A 17,793-nucleotide genomic window follows, 5' to 3' on the forward strand; every position below is an offset into this window, starting at 1 on the left:
GGGGGAGATCAGCGGCTACGCGCTCGGTGGCGGGTTCGAGATGGCGCTGATGACCGACGTCTCCGTGGTCGCGCGCGATACCAGGATCGGCATGCCTGCGACGCGCTTCCTCGGCCCCGCGCTGGGCAGCCGCACCTGTTCTTCCACCGACTCGGGCCGGTGCTGGCCAGGCGAATGCTGCTCACCGGCGACATCATCGAGGCCAGGGTGGTCGAACACCTCGGTGTCTTCACCGAGACCTGCGAACCCGGCGCGGTGACGGCGCGGGCCCGCTACTGGGCCGAGAAGGCGGCGAAGATGCCCGCCGACGGGTCGTCATCGCCAAGGAGGCCTTCCGCATGGTCGAACAGAGCCAGGCCTACCAGGGCGAGGGAGTGGCCAGTTACCTCTTCCACGCCTACGGCACCAACCTGCAGTTCGCCGAGGGTGAATTCACCTTCGTCAAGACGCCGGCGCATCACGGCACCAGGGAGGCGTTCCGGCTACGGGACGAGCACTTCTACGTACCGGAGCCGGAGTGACCGCGGTCACCTACTGATCGCGATACAATGTCGGCTACTTTTGTAAAGTCGTCTACGCCGAAACCCGAGGTTGAAAAAATGCCAACACCCGTCATCGTCGGTGCCGCCAGGACGGCGATCGGCCGGTCGTTCAAGGGAACGCTGGTCAACACTGCGCCCGAGGCCCTGATCACCACCGTGCTTCCGGAGGTCGTCCGCCGGTCCGGGGTCGACCCGGCCGACATCGACGACATCATCTTTTCCGAATCGCATTACGGTGGCGGCGATCTCGCCCGTTACGCCGCGACGGCCACCGGCCTGGAGCACGTCCCCGGCCAGTCTGTGAACCGGCACTGCGCGGGCAGCCTCACCGCGATCGGCAACGCCGCCGCGCAGATCGGCTCCGGTATGGAGCGCGTACTGATCGCGGGCGGTGTGCAGTCGCTGTCGATGACGCCGCTGACCAACTGGCGCATACCCGGTCCCGAGCTGAAGTTCGAGGAACGGTGGATGCCGCCTACCCACGTGGAGACGCCGGACTCACCGGCCAAGGACATGTCGATCACCGTCGGCTGGAACACCGCGCAGTCGTATGGCATCTCCCGTGAGGAGATGGACGCCTGGGCGGCGCGATCGCGCGAGCGCGCCATCGCCGCCATCGATGCAGGCAAGTTTCTCGACGAGATCATTCCACTGAAGGTCACGTTGCCGGATGGTTCGGTGATCGACTTCAGCGTCGACGAGCATCCGCGTCGTGGCACGACGGTGGAGAAACTGGCCGGGCTCAAGGTCCTTCATCCCGAGATCGAGGGCTTCTCCATCACCGCAGGCAACAGCAGCGGCACCAACGACGCTGCCGCGGCGGTGGCGCTGGTCGAGGCCGACTACGCCGCGGCCAAGGGGCTCGGCGTGCTGGCATCGGTGAAGGCGTGGGCGTCCGCGGGCGTGGCGCCGCGCGACACCGGCCTCGGCGCGGTGAAGGTCATCGGCAAGGTGCTCGACCGCGCGGGCATGAAGGCGTCCGACATCGCCCTCTGGGAGATCAACGAGGCCTTCGCGTCCTTGCCCATCGCGGCAGTCCGCGAGCACGGCATCGACGAGGAGAAGGTGAACTTCTCGGGCAGTGGCTGCAGCCTGGGGCGTCCGATCGCCGCCTCCGGGGCGCGCATGGTGACCACGCTGATCTACGAGCTCCAACGCCGAGGCGGCGGCATCGGTGTCGCCGCGATGTGCGCGGGCGGCGGTCAGGGCGGCGCCGTCATCGTCGAGGTCTGACCCGACGTTTGGACCGGGGTCAGCGCGCGCTGGCTCCGGTCCGCCGCGGCGCCGCAGCCTTGATGGGCTTGCGGCGCTGCGCGGCGGGTGTCGTGGCCGTCGCGGACTGCTGCTCGATCAGACGGGCGGCGTGATCGAGGATGCAATCGAGGCCGTACTCGAAGTTGATCTCGTCGGACGCGCCGATCCGGCGGCCCTCGTGGGTCACCTTGACCAGCAGCGGCGTCGTCTCGGGATCGATGACCATCGCCTCTTCGAATGAACCGGGCCCGTCATCGGAGGACCGGTTCTTGTCGTAGAGGCGCTGCAGCACAACCGATCCGCGAACGTGCACCGAAACGGCGGAGTAGGTGTCGAAGGCGTCCTCCGGCGTCAGGCCCGCCTCGACGAGGCCCTCGATCGCCTTCTCCACCGCGACCACGCCGAGCTTGGCCGCCCGCGGGCTCAGGGCCGAGCGAATGAGGATCAGATCGCACAGGATCGGATTCCCGAGGAACGTCGTTCGCATCGTGCGCGCGTCGTTGCGCAACGTCTCGCGCCAGTCGTTCGCCTCGACGTACGGGGTGGCGAACACGTACTGCTTCAGTGCGCGATCGGTCATCGCGTTGAGCAGATCGTCCTTCTTGCGGAAATACCAGTAGATGCTTGTCACGCCCACGCCGAGGTGCTTCCCCAGCAGTGGCATGCTGAGGTTGTCGATGCCGAGTTCCTCGGCCAGCTCGAACGCGCCCTTGATGATGTCGTCGGGGTTGATGGACCCGCGCTCGCGTCGTTGACGCTTCTCGGCGGTCACTTGCTTGGCCACCTGGGCACCTCCGTCTGATGACAACCGTTCGTGCAGCCGGGCTTCGGCGGACATCAATCTACCGGCAACGCTCGCTTGAGCCGTTTGCACCAATCCGTGTCGAGTCTCACCAACGCCACCGTGAAGCTTACCGGTAGGTATTCAGTTGGGGGTTCGTTGCGTGGTCAGCGCGCTCTTGGCGCGCCGTCGCGGTGAGCGGTCGCTCCCCGGCCATGGCTATCGAAATGCCTATAGTAGGTTTCACCGGGTAACCGGTTCTGGAAGCAATCGAAGAGGCAAGAGGGGCACGTGGCCGACGAAATTCTTACCGAGCGCCAAGGGCGCACGCTCGTCATCACCATCAACCGACCGGAGGCACGCAACGCGTTCAACACCGCGGTGAGCCAGGGGCTCGCGGACGCCATGGACGAACTGGACGCGACCGCCGAGCTGTCGGTCGCCATCGTCACCGGCGCCGGCGGAAACTTCTGTGCGGGGATGGATCTCAAGGCATTCATGGCCGGCGAGATCCCCGCCATTCCGGGCCGCGGCATCGGGTTCACCGAACAGCCGCCGCGCAAGCCCGTCATCGCAGCCGTCGAGGGATACGCGCTCGCGGGCGGTACCGAGATCGTGCTGGCGACCGACCTGGTGGTCGCGTCCAAGACGGCGAAGTTCGGCATTCCGGAGGTCAAGCGCGGCCTGGTGGCGGCGGGCGGCGGTCTGCTCCGGTTGCCGCATCGGATCCCGTACCAGAAGGCGCTCGAGCTCGCACTCACCGGAGACAGCTTCACTGCCGAAGAGGCGGCCACGTGGGGGTTCGTCAACGTGCTCACCGAGCCGGGCGAGGCGCTGGCGGGCGCGTTGGCGCTGGCCGAGCGCATCACGAAGAACGGACCCCTTGCGGTCGCGGTGACCAAGGAAGTCATCGTGAAGTCCGCCGAGTGGTCCGAGGCCGAGATGTGGAAGAAACAGCAGGAACTCATCCTTCCGGTGTTCTCGTCCAAGGATGCGATGGAGGGTGCGACCGCCTTCGCCGAGAAGCGCGCGCCGAACTGGACCGGGTCCTGACGGTCTAGGCCGAGATCTCCGAAGAGCCTCACCTTGGATCTGGGCTTCGCGGGCGCTACCGCCATCGAGCTCAGCGGCTGCGGCAGCCCGGAGGCCTTCGGCGTCGTCGCCGACACCACCGGCCCCGCCAGCGTCGAGGCGGCCTTCGCCGGGCTGGGCGAGCGCTGGAACGGTGAGCTGAACCTCGACATCGTGCGCCGCCTCGGCAACGGCAAGGCCGACTACCGTTGGGCGAAGAGCCAGGCAACCCAACACGCGCCGTTGGTCAGATGGCGGAGATGATATGACGCACAGAGTAATTGACTGTCTGGTCAACGTTCACTTCGGCGAGACGGACGTGCAACCGGCCTTCATGACGAGGGTGCGGGAGGACTACTTCAAGGGCCCGAGTCGATGTTCGACCCGGTGGATCTCACCGAACTGCTCGACGAGATGGACGAGCAGGGGGTGAGGCGGGCGATTCTGATGGACAACCTGTCCAAGCCCTCGGTGACCGCACGGAAGTTCGTCGAAGCACGGCCGGACCGGTTCTCGCTGGCGATGGGCGGCATGAATCTGCTCAAGCCGATGCCGTCACTGCGGGAGCTGATGACCGTGGTGCGGGACCTGCCAGTCGCCTATGCCGTTGTGGGACCAAGCTTTTGGGGTGACGGCCAGTACCCGCCAAGTGACGCCGTGTACTACCCGCTGTAACGAAGTGCGCCGAGATCGAGCTGCCGCTGTGCATCAACACCGGTCTGCCCGGCCCGCCGATCCCCGGCGAGGTGCAGAACCCGATCCATCTCGACCGGGTGTGCGTGCGTTTTCCCGAATTGAAGCTGTGCATGTTCCATGGCGCAGATCCCTGGTGGGACGTCGCGATCCGATTGCTGATCAAGTACCAGAACCGTCGACTGATGACGTCAGCCTGGTCCGAAGCGTCTGCCGGAGAGCCTCCTGCACTACATGCGGACAAGGGGCTGAACAAGGTCATCTTCGCGTCGGACTGGCCGATGCTCAAAGAGCGTCGGGTAATCCCGGAGGCGGCCGCTCTGGATCTGCCGCCCGAGGTGTTGGACAACTATCTCTACAAAGAACGCCGACGAGTTCTTCTTCGGCACGCGGGAGGAGTGACCATGGACCGCTACGCACTGCGCCGGGAAGATTACAGCCTGTCCGAGGACCAGACAGACCTTCAGGCGGCGTACCAGAAGTTCTTCAAGAGCAACTGCTCGATCGAAGTGGTCCGTTCCGCCGAGGCCGTGGGGTTCGCCAAGAGTCTCTGGGAACGCCTGTGCGCCACGGGTGCAACGACGATGGCGCTGCCGGAGTCCGTCGGTGGTGACGGTGCCACGCTCGTCGACCTCACCCTGGTCGCCGAGGAACTGGGCCGTTCCCTGGCGCCGGTGCCGTGGATCGACCACGTGTGCGCGGCCGGCCTGCTGGCCCGGCTCGGGGCGTTGGACGGCGGTGGTCCGATCGTCACCGTTGAGCAGATCGTCGGACTCGATGCGGCGCTCGACAGCGTGACCGGGGCCCGCATCCGGGTCGATCGCCGACCAGATCGTTCTGCGCGACGGTGACGACGTCGTGCTGCTGACCTTCGGCACCAGACCTGCCGGGTCGACAACATCGGCAAGCTGCCGATGGCGTGGGTCGATCCCGGTGCCGCCGACACCCGGACGGTGCTGGGTAGCGGACCCGATGCCGTGAGCAGTTACCGGTCGGCCCTGGATGAGTGGCGCCTGCTGACCGCGGCCGCGCTCGCTGGTCTGGTCGACGAGACGATGACGATCGCGGCGGAGTTCGCCAAGACGCGCTACACCCTCGGCGTGCCGATCTCGACGCTGCAGGGGATCTCGCATCCCCTGGCGAACATGGCCTTCGTCGTCCAGGGCGGCAGGGCCCTCTCGCGGCGGGCCGCCTGGTATCTCGACAACGAGCCCGGTGAGCGACCGGAGTTGGCGCCGTCGGCATTCGTGTTCATGGCGGAGGAAGCGTCGAAGGCCGCCACGATGGCGGTGCACGTCCAAGGTGGCCGGTGTCTTCAGCGGGCACGTTCGGTTGTGCCCTCGGCTACACCGAGCCCGACGGTGGATCCGACATCGCCACCTGCAAGACCCGTGCCGTGCGCGATGGCGACACCTGGGTGATCACGGCTCCAAGATGTTCACCACCGGAGCGCACAACTGCCAGTACGTCTTCCTGATCACCAACACCGACCCCGATGCGCCGAAGCACCAGAGCCTCACCATGTTCCTGGTGCCTCTCGACCTGCCCGGCATCGAGATCCAGGGCATCAGAACGGTCGACGGAGACCGCACCAACATCGTTTACTACAGCGATGTCCGGGTCGACGACAAGTACCGACTCGGTGAGGTCAACGGCGGCTGGACGGTGTTGCGTGAGCCACTCAACGCCGAGCACGGTGCGGTCGATGCGAGCACCGACGGCCTGAAGGACGTCTCGATCATGTTGCATCAGGGCGGATTCATGGTCACCGCCTGCGACAGGGCCGCGAAGGTGGTCGGAACCCCTGATCCAAATGGCCGCCGGCCCGTCGCCGAGGGTTCGCTCGGAACCGACGGGGCCGTCGACGACGGCGCAGCCGAATACGTGTACCGCTTCGCGCCGCTGGTCGGCATCTATGGCGGGACCCTCGAGGTGTTCCGGAACATGATCGCGCAGTACATGCTCGGCTTGGGCAAACCCAATTACTCACCGCCCAGTAAGGGGTTGTGAGCCTTCGCGTCGTTCAGTGGACGACCGGCAATGTCGGCAAGCGGTCGCTGGGGGAAGATTTGTGATTGTGACGCCGGTTCATATGGTGAAAGGCACGTCCACAGACTTCCACGATGGGGAACGAGGCACCACCATGACCGTAACCATGACCGTAGATCTGCCCGAGAGCGCGCTCGAACTGCGTTCGTTGGTGTCATCACGGGGCACGCTCGAGCTGTCGCTGCAGGAGGTCCCGGTTCCCGTCCCCGCTTCCGATCAGGTGCTGGTGCGTGTGGAGGCCTCGCCGATCAACCCGTCGGACCTGGGGCTCCTGATCGCCGGCGCGGACCTGTCGAAGGCCACGGTGTCGGGAACGCCGGGGCGCCCCGTCGTCACGGCGCCCTTGGGAGCCGGGGCTCTTGGCGGGCTGTCCGCGCGCGTCGACAAATCGCTGCCGGTCGGTAATGAGGGCGCGGGCACCGTCGTGGCCGCGGGGCCGTCCGCGGCTGCGCAGGCACTCCTGGGAAAGAAGGTGGGAATCGCAGGCGGCGCGATGTACACGCAGTACCGGGCCGTCGCCGCCTCCGCGTGTCTCGTCCTGCCCGAGGGGGCGTCGGCCAGCGATGGAGCGTCGTCGTTCGTGAACCCGTTGACGGCACTCGGAATGGTGGAAACCATGCGGCGCGAGGGCCATTCGGCTCTCGTACACACTGCGGCGGCGTCGAACCTGGGGCAGATGCTGGTCAAGATCTGTCGGAGGGACGGGGTGCCTCTGGTCAACATCGTCCGCAAACCCGACCAGGAGGAGTTGCTGTGGTCGCTCGGTGCCGTCCACATCTGCAACTCCACGTCGCCGTCGTTCGCGACCGATCTCGTCAAGGCGCTCGAGGCGACGTCCGCGACGCTTGCGTTCGATGCCACGGGAGGCGGAATGCTGGCGAGTCAGATTCTCACCGGCATGGAGCAAGCCGCCAGCGCTCAAGCCACCAAGTCTGGGGCGGCGGAGTACTCACGCTATGGGTCGACCGTGCACAAGCAGGTGTACGTCTACGGCGGGCTGGACACCGGCCCGACCATCCTCAACAGGAACTTCGGCATGGCGTGGGGTATCGGCGGGTGGCTGCTCACCCCATTTCTCCAGAATGCCGGTGCCGAGACGGTGGCCCGGCTCCGAGCGCGGGTGGCGGCGGAACTCACCACCACGTTCGCCAGTGCCTACAGCCGTGAGGTCTCCCTGGCCGGAATGCTCACGAGCGACGCGTTCAACGCCTACGCCAAGCGGGCGACCGGCGAGAAGTTCCTCGTCCTTCCGAACGCGCTTGCGTAACGGCAGCATCGGTGATCGAGTTCCCGAGCACGGGTCAGATGGTCACGCGGTTCTTCGACGGTCCGACGTCCCGGTCTATCGGTGAATGAGTGCTGACGTAGCGACGTGCGCGGCTTCGGCGAGGTAGTCCTGGGTCGAGGGGTTGGCGTGGTCAATGGGCGCGGCGTAGATCGCCATCACCAACGGTGCGCGCCCGGTGGCCACACCACCGCGACGTCGTTGTGTTCGCCTTGCGCGCCGGTGCCGGTCTTGTCGGCCACCGCCCAATCGGAGGGGACTCCGGGGCGGATTGCCCGTGCGCCGATGGTGTTGTGCAGCATCCAATCAGTGAGCCGGTCGCGACCCGCCGGTGGCAGGGCCGACCCGAGGAGGATGTTGCGCAGATTGGTCGCCATCTGAGCGGGAGTCGACGTGTCCCGCAGATCGCCCGGGCCGCTCACGTTGAGGTCGGGCTCGAGTCGGTCGACGCGGGTGACCTGGTCACCGAGTGAGCGGACGAAGGCCGTCACCGCCGCGGGACCGCCCAGCAGACCGACGAGCAGGTTGGCGGCCGTGTTGTCGCTGACGGTGATTGCGGCGTCGCACAACTGCGCCTACGCCGTAGCGATATTCACTCAGTCCGCGCGTGTCGCGCCGGTGCAGCCGCGAATCGACACGGCGATCGGCATGGCCGCGCGACTGGCCGTGGATCACCTGCGCGGGCTCGATCCGATCGGGGGTGACTCGGCCGCGACCAAACGGGGCTGAACGAACGTGCCGCTTCTGGTGCGGTGGCCAGGAACACTCGCACTGGGACGCGACGGACGTCAGGGATATGGTCGATACCATGACTACGCCCGACGGATTCCACCCGGATTTCAGCCACCAGGCGCCACCTGCGGCGACACCGGGGCGCAACCGTGTACGCCACGTCAAAGCCGGCGAACTCGATTCCGGCACTGCCCAATCCGAGGGGATGCAGCGGTTCGCCGCACTCAGCGGTCAGTCGGTCGGCACCGAGAAACTGTGGATGGGCGAGACGATCGCGGCTCCCAACACGGTGTCGGCCAGCCACCACCATGGGGAGTCGGAGACGGCGATCTACATCCGCAGTGGGCACCCCGAGTTCATCTTCTTCGACGGTGTCCGGGAAGTACGCATCGCCACCGGGCCGGGCGACTACGTCTTCGTTCCGCCGTACCTTCCGCACCGGGAAGAGAACCCGGATCCCACCACGCCTGCCGAGCTGGTGATCGCCCGCAGCACCCAGGAGGCGATCGTGGTCGATCTGCCTGCGCTCTATGCCTTGTGACCCCGACGGCGTCGGTCGTGGCGCCGACGGTTGTCTCGTGTCCGTCAGGCCCCGGCGGGGAACGCGCGCCGCGACGCCATGGCGACGGCCAAGCCCAGGCAGATGAGCAACGCGCTCACAAAGGGCAGACTCGCCATTCCTGCCACCGGTAGTAGTCCGGCGCCGATGGCCGCGCCGCCGCCGATGCCGAAGTTCGCGGTGGCATTCACCCAGGCCCCCGCCAACTCTGGTGAGGTGGCGTCGGCACGCACCGCGCACGCCTGGTAGATCGACGGCACCCCGCCGAACGCACCGTTCCATAGCACCGCGGCGATCACGATCAGCGGCAAGGACGGAAACGCCGCGCCGACGCCGAGAACCCCGGCGATCACCAGCACGAGCACGACGAGCGTGGTGCGTCGTGGCTTCCGGTCGAGTGTGCTTCCCGCGTACCACAAGCCGATCAGGCCGCACGCGCCACACATCAGGAGAACCGGACCGATGAGGGCTAAGGTTGCCCCAGCACGTAGCAACGCCACGCTGATGAAGGTGTAGAGGGTGAACTGGCCGAGGTAGATCAGTGCGTTCGAACCGACAACGCTAGCGAGTTGTCCTCGGCCTGATCGTTTTTCGGTCGTCTTTGGCGGATTCTCCCCGGGAACGGCGGGCAGGAGCCTGGCCACGAGAAGTAGTGTCGCGGCCGCAAGAACAGCCAGCACGCCGAACGACGCCCGCCAGCCGAGCGCGGTGCCCAGAGCGGTCGAAAGGGGAACGCCGAGAACGAATCCGGCGGAGGCGCCGCCGGTGGCGATGGCAAGTGCGCGGCCGACGTGCGCGCGCCGGACGAGTCGCGGGACGTATCCGATGCACAGCGAGAAGAACAGCGCGTGGGTGAGGCCACCGATGGTGCGCCCCACCGCGACCATGGCGAAATTCGGCGCGACCGCGACGACGGCGTTGCTGACCACGTAGAGCAACAGCGTGGTCAACAGGAGTGGTTTGCGCGGTAGTCGGGTGGTGGCGATCGTGAGGGGAATCGCGAGAGTCGCGACCATGAGGGCGTAGAGGCTCACCAGGAGGCCGGTCGCCGAGGTACCCACGTCGAACGTGGTTCCGATTCCAGGGAGCAGTCCGACCGGAAGCATCTCGGTGGTGACGGCCAGGCAGGAGGCGACTGCAAGCGCCAACAGTCCGCCGATGTTGTTCCGAAGGTCGGGACCTCGGGCGGTGTCGAGGGTCACCTGAGTGAATATACTCGAGCGCCGAGTATATTCAAGTGAGATCATGCTGGAAATGAGCGAGCAGAAGCCGACCCGTGGCCAACGGACGAGTTCGTCTCAGGTCCGGTGGTTCGGTGCGGCGCAACTCATCAGCCTGGTGCGTGCCGAACCGGGCATCACCCGGGCGACGGCCGCGCAGCACCTCGGCATCAGCAGTGGCGGCGCGACAGACCTCATGGCGCGACTGCGCAACGCGCGGTTGCTCGACGAAACACCCGCGGCGGCGCAGGGCCGCGGGCGCCCAACGACCGTGCTGCGCGCTCATTCCCGCGGACCGCTCGTGATCGCCGGTGAGATACGCAGTGCGGACTGGAGACTCGCGCTGGCCGACATGGCGGGCCTGCCGCAGGTGCTGACGCGGGAGTCGCATGCCGGAAGGGATCCGAACCGGGTACTGCGAAGCATGGCCGCTGCCATCGGCACGATATTCGACGGGAACCCGGGCCGTGTGCGGGCCGTCTCGGTGTCGGTCGCAGGCACCTTCAGTGATGAACGGCTGGTGCAGTTCACCAGCACGAGTTGGGGCGAGGGTGATCTCTCTGCGCTGCTCGCCGGCCTGCCGGATCGGGCAGGCGTCGACTTGCTCCTCGGCAACGACGCCACCCTGGCAGGCCTAGCCGAAGCCAGGACCGGCGCAGCGCGAGGAGCCGACACCGCGTTGCACCTCCTGGTTGCCGTTGGCCTCGGCGGCACGTTGGTGGTCAACGGGGAACCCGTCACCGGCGCCCGGGGAGCCGCAGGCGAGTATGGGCACGTGCCGTTCGGAGACCGGACGCTGGTGTGCCCGTGCGGAGCGCGGGGCTGCTGGGACCTCGCAGTCGACGGCCGCGCGCTGGCACGCCACCGCCGTGACCCCCCGCCCGCCGACCCCGTCGACTACGCCCATGAACTGTTGAAGCGGTACCGCATGGATGCCGCGACTGACGCCTCGACGCGCAAGGCCTTCGACGCGGTCGCGACCGCGCTCGGCTCGGGCATCGGCGGACTGGTCAACCTGCACGACCCGGACGTCGTCACCCTTGGCGGCCTGGCATCCCCATTGCGGGCCGCATCGCCGGACGCCTTCGAGACCGCATACCGCGACGGTCTGATGGCTTTCCGCAAACACTCCGCTCCACCGATCCGGGACGCCGTGCACGGTGACGAGGGACCACTGAACGGGGCCGCCGCACGCGGCATCGATCACATCACCACCGAGGCGGCGCTGGAGGATTGGGCACGGCACGTCAGCGGCTGAATTGCGCGGTCAGCTGGTCGTGGCAAGCCGACGAGGTGTCTCGACGGCCGGCGCTGCCAGCCAGCTGAGACGACCCAGCCGCGGTCGTAGCCAGGTGTCGACGCTCCACGTCGACCCCGCCGCGGCGAAGAACAAGGCCAGCGAGGCGAAGATGTAGCCCGCCGAGGGGCCAAGATCGGTCATGCCACCGTGGAACGGCAGGTGGAAGCCTTCGGCTCCCGACCAGATGCCGAACGAGAGCATCGCCGTGCCGATGAACGCGACGTTCGAGAACGCACCGAAGATCAATCCCGCCGCCGCGAGCGTCTCGAGTATCGCGATCATCGTCGCGAACGCGCCAGGGTCGGCCAGTCCGATCGTGCGACAGAGCTCCAGCCACTGATGGACGATCGGGGTGTCGACCTTGGCGGCGTTACCGAGTTCGTCGGGAAGCGTCTGGCCCCCGATGAATCCGGGCAGCCACTTGAAGCTGGCATCGAAAGCCCAAAGGACGCCGAACAGGATGCGCACGACGGCGGCGCCGTGCAGCCAGCGCGTGCCGAAGACGATGGTGTGCGCGGTGGTCTCGGACGCGGAGTCCGGGGACTCGACGGTTACGGACATGGAAAGCCCTTCTGGTACGTGGGTTTGATTCCTTCTACACGACGTGGCTGTGAAAATGGTTCAGTTGCTGGTGAATGCGATGCCGTCCGCGTCATTACCCGACAGGGAATCGACGCAAGCATTCGATCGCAGCGACACTCGTCATCACGGTCCAACCAACTGTTGCGAAGGGGATTTTGTGATGACCGAATTGATCACCAACTACCTGGCCTGCTGGAATGAGACCGACGTCGAGGCTCGCCGCACACTGATCGACCGGCATTGGAGTGGGTCCGTGACCTATGTGGATCCGATGGTCGAGGTTGTCGGGCGCGATGACCTGAACGTCGCAATCGGCGCCGTACAGCAGCAGTTTCCAGACTTCTTGTTCACTCAGGTCGGTGACGTCGACGCCCACCACCGTCAGGCTCGCTTCCAGTGGGGCCTCGGCCCTGCCGGCGCCGAACCGGTCATCGTCGGCTTCGACGTCGTCGTCACCGATGCCGACGGACGGATCGAGCGCGTACTCGGATTCCTCGACCGCGTCCCCGGCTGACCGTCGCGACGTCGAGCAAAGCCGTTCCGGACCACCGCTTTAGGCTCGCAGGAAATCAGCAGACATGCCGACGGGTCGGGTCTGGCGGGTCGCGGCGCGCATTGCGCACTCACGGGTTAGCTTGGCGCAGTGCACCATCGATGCGGCTGTGGACCAACCGGATCCACGACACGGCGCGACGTGCTGAGGTATCTCGTGGCTGCGCCGGTCGTCGTCGGTCTGGGTAGTGCATTCCTGCGAGCACCGCCCGCGGCGGCCGACCCGACTCTGTCGGAGGCCGTCACCGTACCCAGTCAGACGCCTGACATCATCGGCCGCGCTCAGTGGGGCGCCGATGAGTCGATGCGACGCGGCAAGCCGTTATACGACAAGGGGATCCGGGCAGGGATTGTCCATCACACGGCGACGGGCAACGACTACTCGCCGGTGGATTCGGCGGACATCGTCCGCGGGGTCTACGGTTATCACACCAAGACACTGGGCTGGGGTGACATCGCCTATAACGCATTGGTGGACAGGTACGGACAGATCTTCGAAGGAAGGTTCGGTGGCATCAACCGACCCGTAGAGGGCTCGCATACCGGCGGCTTCAACGCGAACACATGGGCCGTCGCGATGATCGGCAACTTCGTCGACGCGTCGCCCACTTCAGCGCAGCTGCTTTCGGTTGGTCACCTGCTCGGTTGGCGACTCGCCATGGACGACGTCGATCCGAAGGGCACCGTCGCACTGACCTCCGCCGGCGGCCCGTACACCCGCTTCCCGCGGGGTGTCACCCCCAGGTTGCCAAGCATCTTCGCGCATCGCGACGTCGGGGACACCGAGTGCCCGGGCGGCGCCGGCTATGGCGCGGTCGAGCGGATTCGCGACATCGCCGCCAGCTTCAACAAGAGGGCGAGCACGCAGGATCTGATCGAATCACTCGAGGGTGGCGCGATCTACCGCTGTTGGCAAGCGATGGGTGCCACGAGGGGTTCACTTGGCGCACCGACGTCTCCAGAATCTGCGGGTTCGGGTTCGACGCGTTACGTCACCTTCGACAGGGGGGCCATCTACTGGTCGCCCAGCTGCGGCGCCGCGCCCCTCGCCGGTCCGATCTACGATGCTTGGGCAGCACTGGGATTCGAGCGAAGTGAACTGGGTCTGCCCACCAGCGCGGAGATCCAAGAGCCGCAGTGGATCGTGCAGAACTTTCAGCACGGCACCCTGAACATCGACCGCCAGAGCGGGACGGTGACGCGGGTGATCGATGGGGTGGCGTCGCAACTGCCGCCGCAGGGCCCCGGTGGTCCGCCGGTCCAGCTGGAGCGGTTTTCACCGGCTCGCAACCGCGTCTGATCAGCGCTCAACGCGCCCATCGACGGATAATGGGTGGCGAAGCCGGGGAAGTGGGTCTATTGACTGCCGCGTCAATATGTTTGGGTCGGCCGTTGGCCCCGAAGCGACGTTGGCGGTGATTGATGGCAATGGGGGCACGGGGTCCGTGCCTTAGGACCATGGGAAGGTCACCGCTATGACTACGTTCGCCGCCCGCCTCAACCGCTTGTTCGAGACGGTGTATCCGCCAGGCCGCGGGCCCTACACCGGATCCGAGGCCGTTGCGGCGCTCAGGGGCGCGGGTGTCAAGATCTCGGCGCCGTACCTGTCTCAACTGCGGTCGGGCAACCGTACGAACCCCTCCGTCGCCACGATGTCCGCGCTGGCCACGTTCTTCGGCGTGGAACCCGCCTTCTTCACCGACGATCGGTACCACACCGAGCTCGACAAGGAGCTGACCTGGCTGGATGCCGTGCATGACGAGCAGGTCCGCCACATCGCGACGCGCGTCATGGATCTGTCGCCGCGAGCCCGCCGGGAAGTGGAACTCAGAGCCGACGAACTGAGCCGCCAGGGGAGTCGGGAAAGTTGACGGGTACGGGGCTCAGGCGCTCGTGAACTCCGGCGGGTTGGCCGCGGCCGGATCGGGATTGGCGATCGGCATCCCCATGAACCGGCGGGCGTTGTCGCCCATGAACTCATAGGTACGTCGCACGTCCATGCCCTCGGCGTGCTTCCAGAAGCCGCTCGGCTCGGCCAGTCCCTCGGGATGCGGGTAGTCCGAACCGAAGAGCACTTGTCCCAGCCGACGGTGTTGACCACGTCGGAGACGCAGCCCTCCCAAAAGGGACTGATCCAGATGTTGCGCCGGAAGACGTCGTGCGGATGGTCGGGGAAGTTCTACGGCATCTTCTTGTACAGATCTTCGAAGTCGTTGAACAGCGGGAATATCCAGCCGCTGCCATTCTCGACGCTGGCGATCCTCAACTTCGGGAATCTCGTCAGCGTGCCGTGGCAGATCAGCGCGGTGATCATGTCGGCGATTTCGCGATGGCCCAGTGCCATCCAGCGAAACACCCTCTGGGTCATGAAGTTCGCCGTGTGCGGTGGCTCCCACTTGGCGACGTAATCATCCAGAGGCGGGCAGCTGGCGTGCAGGACGATCGGTAGCCCCGTGGCTTCGACGTCGCGCCAGAACGGATCGAACTCGCCCAAGGCGGGCGTGCGCCATCCGAGCATGCGTTGACCGGACCCGGTTTGATCAACGCTACTTGGGCGCCCCGTTCGAGGATGTAGGACAGTTCGCGCTGGGCCGCGTCGACCTCGCACAAATTGATGATCGGCGTGGAGAAGATGCGGTTCTCGTAGTCATACGACCAGTGTTCGGCCAGCCACACGTTGAGCGCGTGGATGATGGCCACCTGTAATTGGGGGTCGTCGGCTGCGGAGTGTTCGACCAGGCTCCCGAGCGTCGGATAGTTCAGTGCCTCTACGACGCTTTGGCGATCGAGCTCGGCGATGCGGTCCTCCGGGTTGCGGGTGGCCGCGGGTGCCGCGATGGCCTTGTCCTGCATCTCGTGCAGCGTCAGTCCTTCGGTGTTCGCAATACACGCAGGAACTCTTCGGCAACGACGACGCGGAATTTGGCGGCGGCGGTTCCAAGGAGGACCAGTTGGCGGTGCTGCTCGACATGTTCGGGTTCTTCACCGCGCTGACGGCATCACGCCGTGAACGGCCGACCGAGGATCTGGCATCCGCCATCGCGAATGCGCGCATCGACGGTGAGCCGCTGTCGGATGTCGTCACGGTGTCGTACTACGTCATCGTCGCCACTGCCGGACACGACACCACTAGCGCCACCATTTCGGGCGGCCTTCAGGCGCTCATCGAGAATCCCGATCAGCTGCAACGTCTTCGGGATGATCCGGACCTGATGGGGCTGTCCGCCGAGGAGATGATCCGCTGGGTCACACCGGTGAAGGAGTTCATGCGAACTGCCACCGAGGACATTACTGTTCGTCGCGTGCCGATCGCCGCGGGGGGAGTCGGTGCTGCTCTCCTACCCGTGGGCAACCGGGACGAGGAGGTGTTCACCGACCCGTTCCGCTTCGACATCGGCGCGACCCCAACAAGCACGTCGACTTCGGGTACGGCGTGCACTTCTGCCTCGGCGCCGCCCTGGCTCGCATGGAGGTGAACAGCTTCTTCTCGGCACTGGTGCCGAGGCTGAAGTCGATCGAATTGGCAGGCGATCCCGAGAACACGGCCACCATCTTCGTGGGCGGGCTCAAGCACCTGACGATCCGCTACGAATTGAGCTGACCCGGCTATGCGGCGTCCGGCTCCGGCCGTGGTCGTGCTCGCTTGATCCTTCGGTGGAAGCCATTGGTCCTGGGCTGCCGACTCGGGTCGACGGATTTTGGTGGGTACCAGAGTGTTCGACCCAGAGACTCCTCGTCGTACCGTCGACGAGCCTGCCACTCCGCATCGGATGGGCCAGCCGATAGATTGCCGTCCTGGCACGCCAGCGTGAGCCTGTCGATGTCAGTGGTGCCGTCGGGTGACCAGTCGATGAGGTGGTGCACCTCGGAGTTGTACGGGGGTTGATCGCAGCCGGGCACCGTGCACCCACCGTCGATGGTGTACAGAACGATGCGCTGGTCGGGTGATGCCAAGCGTTTGGATCGTCCGAGAAACAGTGGCCTGCCGCACTTCTCGTCGTAGATGTACAGGTAGTGATGAGCGTGGGCGGCCATCCTGATGGCCACCTCCATCGGCACGGTCGACCCACCACCGGTAACGGCGACACCGGAGGCCGATTCCAGGTCCGCCAACGTCATGGTGACGACGGCCGTGACGGGCAGCCCGCGATGCTGACCGAGATCGCCAGAGGCCAGCAAGGCGCGCATGGCCGCCTTGACGGCGTCGTGATTGCGCTGAACGGTCAATCGCGTGTCGCCAGCGGCGGCGCACGGATCGGGGTCGCCGTCGACAGTCGGTATCGGGTTCGTGGCGTCGCACATGCCCGGCCGGGCCAGTTTGGCGAGGATGATCTCCAGGTACGCGCCCGCCTCCGGATCGAGGCAGAATCTCCCGCGGCGCATGCCATCGGCGTCCTGAGGGCCCAGCACGAACTCACGGCGGGCGGCGCGGCTGCGCTCGCGGGTGAAGGGGTCGTCCCGGGTGGCGTCGTACTCGGCCAGCAGCAGCGCGGCGTCGCGTCGCAACACCTCGGGCCGTTCGGCGACCGCCACCCCGGTCAACTCCAGGTCGAAGCGTGCGCGATCGGCGTCGGTGGCGTTGTCGGGTAGCTTGCCTACCGTGTCGCGGATGATCCGGACGTGTTCGTTGCCGACGAGTCCATGACGCGCTGCGGCAGCGGTTTCGGGTAGCGCCGGCCGTTCGGTGGCCAGATCGGCAGCCGTTGCGACACGCGTGCCCGCCTCGGTGCCCGAGAGGTGCAACAGATTCGCCACGTGATCGCGCAGCCGGCGGGTGCGGGCCGGTAGCGGCGCGCGGAGTCGGTTGATCGCGTCGTACCCGACGAGCTGCTGTTTGCGTTGCGCGGACTCGAGAGTGACCAGAACCGAGTCGACGATCTCGGTCGGTAGTTCGTTCCAAGGCAGTTCGGCGAGGTCTGCCACGGCCGACTGCAGGCATGCCTGGCGCGCCGCCACTTCTTCGAGATCGATCGCCATGCCACCTCCCGTCTTCGAATGTTTGTTCGAGTATGACAGAGGGGTCTGACATTGAACGCTCAGCAGCACCGGCTCTGTGGATTGCGCTCCGTCGCGTCGTGCCGCATTCGCCAGTACTCACGCTCGGAGCAGACCGGTTCGCCGGGATGGGTGCGCTCCCGGTGAACCAGGTAGCGCTGGTAGTGGTTGTCGCCCA

At 66.2% G+C, this 17,793-nt stretch carries 15 protein-coding genes and 7 pseudogenes; 15 read left to right on the top strand and 7 right to left on the bottom strand.

Annotated elements, in window-relative coordinates; genetic code table 11:
- Positions 1-521, top strand: a pseudogene (locus QOI01_RS32385) (enoyl-CoA hydratase/isomerase family protein); the annotation flags it as partial.
- 78 nt (positions 522-599) lie between these two features.
- Positions 600-1,775 (top strand): thiolase family protein, encoded by a 1,176-nt coding sequence (locus QOI01_RS32390; protein ID WP_526387712.1) that lies wholly within the window; start codon positions 600-602, stop codon positions 1,773-1,775.
- 19 nt (positions 1,776-1,794) lie between these two features.
- Here QOI01_RS32390 and QOI01_RS32395 read toward each other — a convergent pair whose 3' ends face one another.
- Positions 1,795-2,580 carry a TetR/AcrR family transcriptional regulator gene (locus QOI01_RS32395; RefSeq protein WP_526387714.1) on the bottom strand — a complete coding sequence of 262 codons (786 nt, stop codon included), beginning with the start codon at positions 2,578-2,580 and terminating at the stop codon, positions 1,795-1,797.
- Between the two features lie 288 nt (positions 2,581-2,868).
- Between QOI01_RS32395 and QOI01_RS32400 the strand changes: the two genes are divergently transcribed.
- The 7 genes and pseudogenes from QOI01_RS32400 to QOI01_RS32430 all read left to right on the top strand — a co-directional run bounded on the left by QOI01_RS32400 (position 2,869) and on the right by QOI01_RS32430 (position 7,657).
- A complete protein-coding gene (locus QOI01_RS32400) occupies positions 2,869-3,630 on the top strand; it encodes an enoyl-CoA hydratase/isomerase family protein (protein WP_526387716.1) in 762 nt (253 codons plus the stop codon).
- Positions 3,631-3,663: 33 nt separating this feature from the next.
- Entirely contained in the window at positions 3,664-3,912 is a 249-nt protein-coding gene (locus QOI01_RS32405) for a hypothetical protein (protein ID WP_526387718.1), read from the top strand.
- Between the two features lie 111 nt (positions 3,913-4,023).
- Complete coding sequence (locus QOI01_RS32410; protein WP_526387720.1) at positions 4,024-4,323, top strand: hypothetical protein; 300 nt, start codon at positions 4,024-4,026, stop codon at positions 4,321-4,323.
- A gap of 44 nt (positions 4,324-4,367) precedes the next feature.
- Positions 4,368-4,640: pseudogene (locus tag QOI01_RS32415) on the top strand (amidohydrolase family protein); the annotation flags it as partial.
- A 105-nt stretch (positions 4,641-4,745) separates the two neighbouring features.
- Positions 4,746-5,648 (top strand): annotated as a pseudogene (locus QOI01_RS32420) (acyl-CoA dehydrogenase family protein); the annotation flags it as partial.
- Positions 5,554-6,351, top strand: a pseudogene (locus QOI01_RS32425) (acyl-CoA dehydrogenase family protein); the annotation flags it as partial. The pseudogenes QOI01_RS32420 and QOI01_RS32425, both read left to right, overlap by 95 nt.
- Before the next feature lie 145 nt (positions 6,352-6,496).
- Complete coding sequence (locus QOI01_RS32430; protein ID WP_526387738.1) at positions 6,497-7,657, top strand: zinc-binding dehydrogenase; 1,161 nt, start codon at positions 6,497-6,499, stop codon at positions 7,655-7,657.
- 176 nt (positions 7,658-7,833) lie between these two features.
- On the opposite strand, the gene QOI01_RS32435 is transcribed toward QOI01_RS32430, so the two are convergent.
- Positions 7,834-8,244, bottom strand: coding sequence for a serine hydrolase (locus QOI01_RS32435; protein ID WP_526387722.1), 411 nt, complete (start codon positions 8,242-8,244; stop codon positions 7,834-7,836).
- Between the two features lie 239 nt (positions 8,245-8,483).
- On the opposite strand from QOI01_RS32435, the gene QOI01_RS32440 reads away from it, so the two are divergent.
- Positions 8,484-8,948, top strand: a complete 465-nt coding sequence (locus QOI01_RS32440) for a cupin domain-containing protein (RefSeq protein ID WP_526387724.1) — start codon at positions 8,484-8,486, stop codon at positions 8,946-8,948.
- Positions 8,949-8,992: 44 nt separating this feature from the next.
- Here the strand turns inward: QOI01_RS32440 and QOI01_RS32445 are convergent, their stop codons facing one another.
- The gene (locus QOI01_RS32445; protein WP_526387726.1) at positions 8,993-10,168 is read right to left on the bottom strand and encodes an MFS transporter; all 1,176 of its coding nucleotides are present in this window, start codon (positions 10,166-10,168) and stop codon (positions 8,993-8,995) included.
- Positions 10,169-10,220: 52 nt separating this feature from the next.
- Between QOI01_RS32445 and QOI01_RS32450 the strand changes: the two genes are divergently transcribed.
- The gene (locus QOI01_RS32450; RefSeq protein ID WP_526387728.1) at positions 10,221-11,444 is read left to right on the top strand and encodes an ROK family protein; all 1,224 of its coding nucleotides are present in this window, start codon (positions 10,221-10,223) and stop codon (positions 11,442-11,444) included.
- Between the two features lie 9 nt (positions 11,445-11,453).
- Here QOI01_RS32450 and QOI01_RS32455 read toward each other — a convergent pair whose 3' ends face one another.
- Positions 11,454-12,047 carry a hypothetical protein gene (locus QOI01_RS32455; protein WP_526387730.1) on the bottom strand — a complete coding sequence of 198 codons (594 nt, stop codon included), beginning with the start codon at positions 12,045-12,047 and terminating at the stop codon, positions 11,454-11,456.
- A 181-nt stretch (positions 12,048-12,228) separates the two neighbouring features.
- Between QOI01_RS32455 and QOI01_RS32460 the strand changes: the two genes are divergently transcribed.
- From QOI01_RS32460 to QOI01_RS32470, 3 genes and pseudogenes are all read left to right on the top strand, one after another.
- On the top strand, positions 12,229-12,582 hold the full coding sequence (locus QOI01_RS32460) for a nuclear transport factor 2 family protein (protein WP_526387732.1): 354 nt from the start codon (positions 12,229-12,231) through the stop codon (positions 12,580-12,582).
- Between the two features lie 195 nt (positions 12,583-12,777).
- Positions 12,778-13,920 (top strand): annotated as a pseudogene (locus QOI01_RS32465) (N-acetylmuramoyl-L-alanine amidase); the annotation flags it as partial.
- 175 nt (positions 13,921-14,095) lie between these two features.
- Positions 14,096-14,491, top strand: coding sequence for a helix-turn-helix domain-containing protein (locus QOI01_RS32470; RefSeq protein ID WP_526387734.1), 396 nt, complete (start codon positions 14,096-14,098; stop codon positions 14,489-14,491).
- A gap of 12 nt (positions 14,492-14,503) precedes the next feature.
- On the opposite strand, the pseudogene QOI01_RS32475 reads toward QOI01_RS32470, so the two are convergent.
- A pseudogene (locus QOI01_RS32475) lies at positions 14,504-15,500 on the bottom strand (amidohydrolase family protein); the annotation flags it as partial.
- Here QOI01_RS32475 and QOI01_RS32480 point away from each other — a divergent pair.
- A pseudogene (locus tag QOI01_RS32480) lies at positions 15,494-16,221 on the top strand (cytochrome P450); the annotation flags it as partial. The pseudogenes QOI01_RS32475 and QOI01_RS32480 overlap by 7 nt on opposite strands.
- A 5-nt stretch (positions 16,222-16,226) precedes the next feature.
- Here QOI01_RS32480 and QOI01_RS32485 read toward each other — a convergent pair.
- Both QOI01_RS32485 and QOI01_RS32490 read right to left on the bottom strand, forming a co-directional pair.
- Positions 16,227-17,597, bottom strand: a complete 1,371-nt coding sequence (locus QOI01_RS32485; RefSeq protein WP_526387736.1) for an HNH endonuclease signature motif containing protein — start codon at positions 17,595-17,597, stop codon at positions 16,227-16,229.
- Positions 17,598-17,656: 59 nt separating this feature from the next.
- A partial coding sequence (locus QOI01_RS32490) for a CstA-like transporter-associated (seleno)protein (protein ID WP_526387740.1) occupies positions 17,657-17,793 on the bottom strand: 137 nt, incomplete at its 5' end.

This window comes from Mycobacterium sp., assembly GCF_032162605.1.
Taxonomy (GTDB): Bacteria; Actinomycetota; Actinomycetes; order Mycobacteriales; family Mycobacteriaceae; genus Mycobacterium.

Excerpts from the sequence above, each read along its gene's own strand:
- QOI01_RS32410 (WP_526387720.1), top strand. The coding sequence starts at position 4,024 with ATGTTCGACCCGGTGGATCTCACCGAACTGCTCGACGAGATGGACGAG.
- QOI01_RS32440 (WP_526387724.1), top strand. The coding sequence starts at position 8,484 with ATGACTACGCCCGACGGATTCCACCCGGATTTCAGCCACCAGGCGCCA.
- QOI01_RS32470 (WP_526387734.1), top strand. The coding sequence starts at position 14,096 with ATGACTACGTTCGCCGCCCGCCTCAACCGCTTGTTCGAGACGGTGTAT.
- QOI01_RS32430 (WP_526387738.1), top strand. The coding sequence starts at position 6,497 with ATGACCGTAGATCTGCCCGAGAGCGCGCTCGAACTGCGTTCGTTGGTG.
- QOI01_RS32485 (WP_526387736.1), bottom strand. The coding sequence starts at position 17,597 with ATGGCGATCGATCTCGAAGAAGTGGCGGCGCGCCAGGCATGCCTGCAG.
- QOI01_RS32455 (WP_526387730.1), bottom strand. The coding sequence starts at position 12,047 with ATGTCCGTAACCGTCGAGTCCCCGGACTCCGCGTCCGAGACCACCGCG.
- QOI01_RS32460 (WP_526387732.1), top strand. The coding sequence starts at position 12,229 with ATGACCGAATTGATCACCAACTACCTGGCCTGCTGGAATGAGACCGAC.
- QOI01_RS32450 (WP_526387728.1), top strand. The coding sequence starts at position 10,221 with ATGAGCGAGCAGAAGCCGACCCGTGGCCAACGGACGAGTTCGTCTCAG.
- QOI01_RS32390 (WP_526387712.1), top strand. The coding sequence starts at position 600 with ATGCCAACACCCGTCATCGTCGGTGCCGCCAGGACGGCGATCGGCCGG.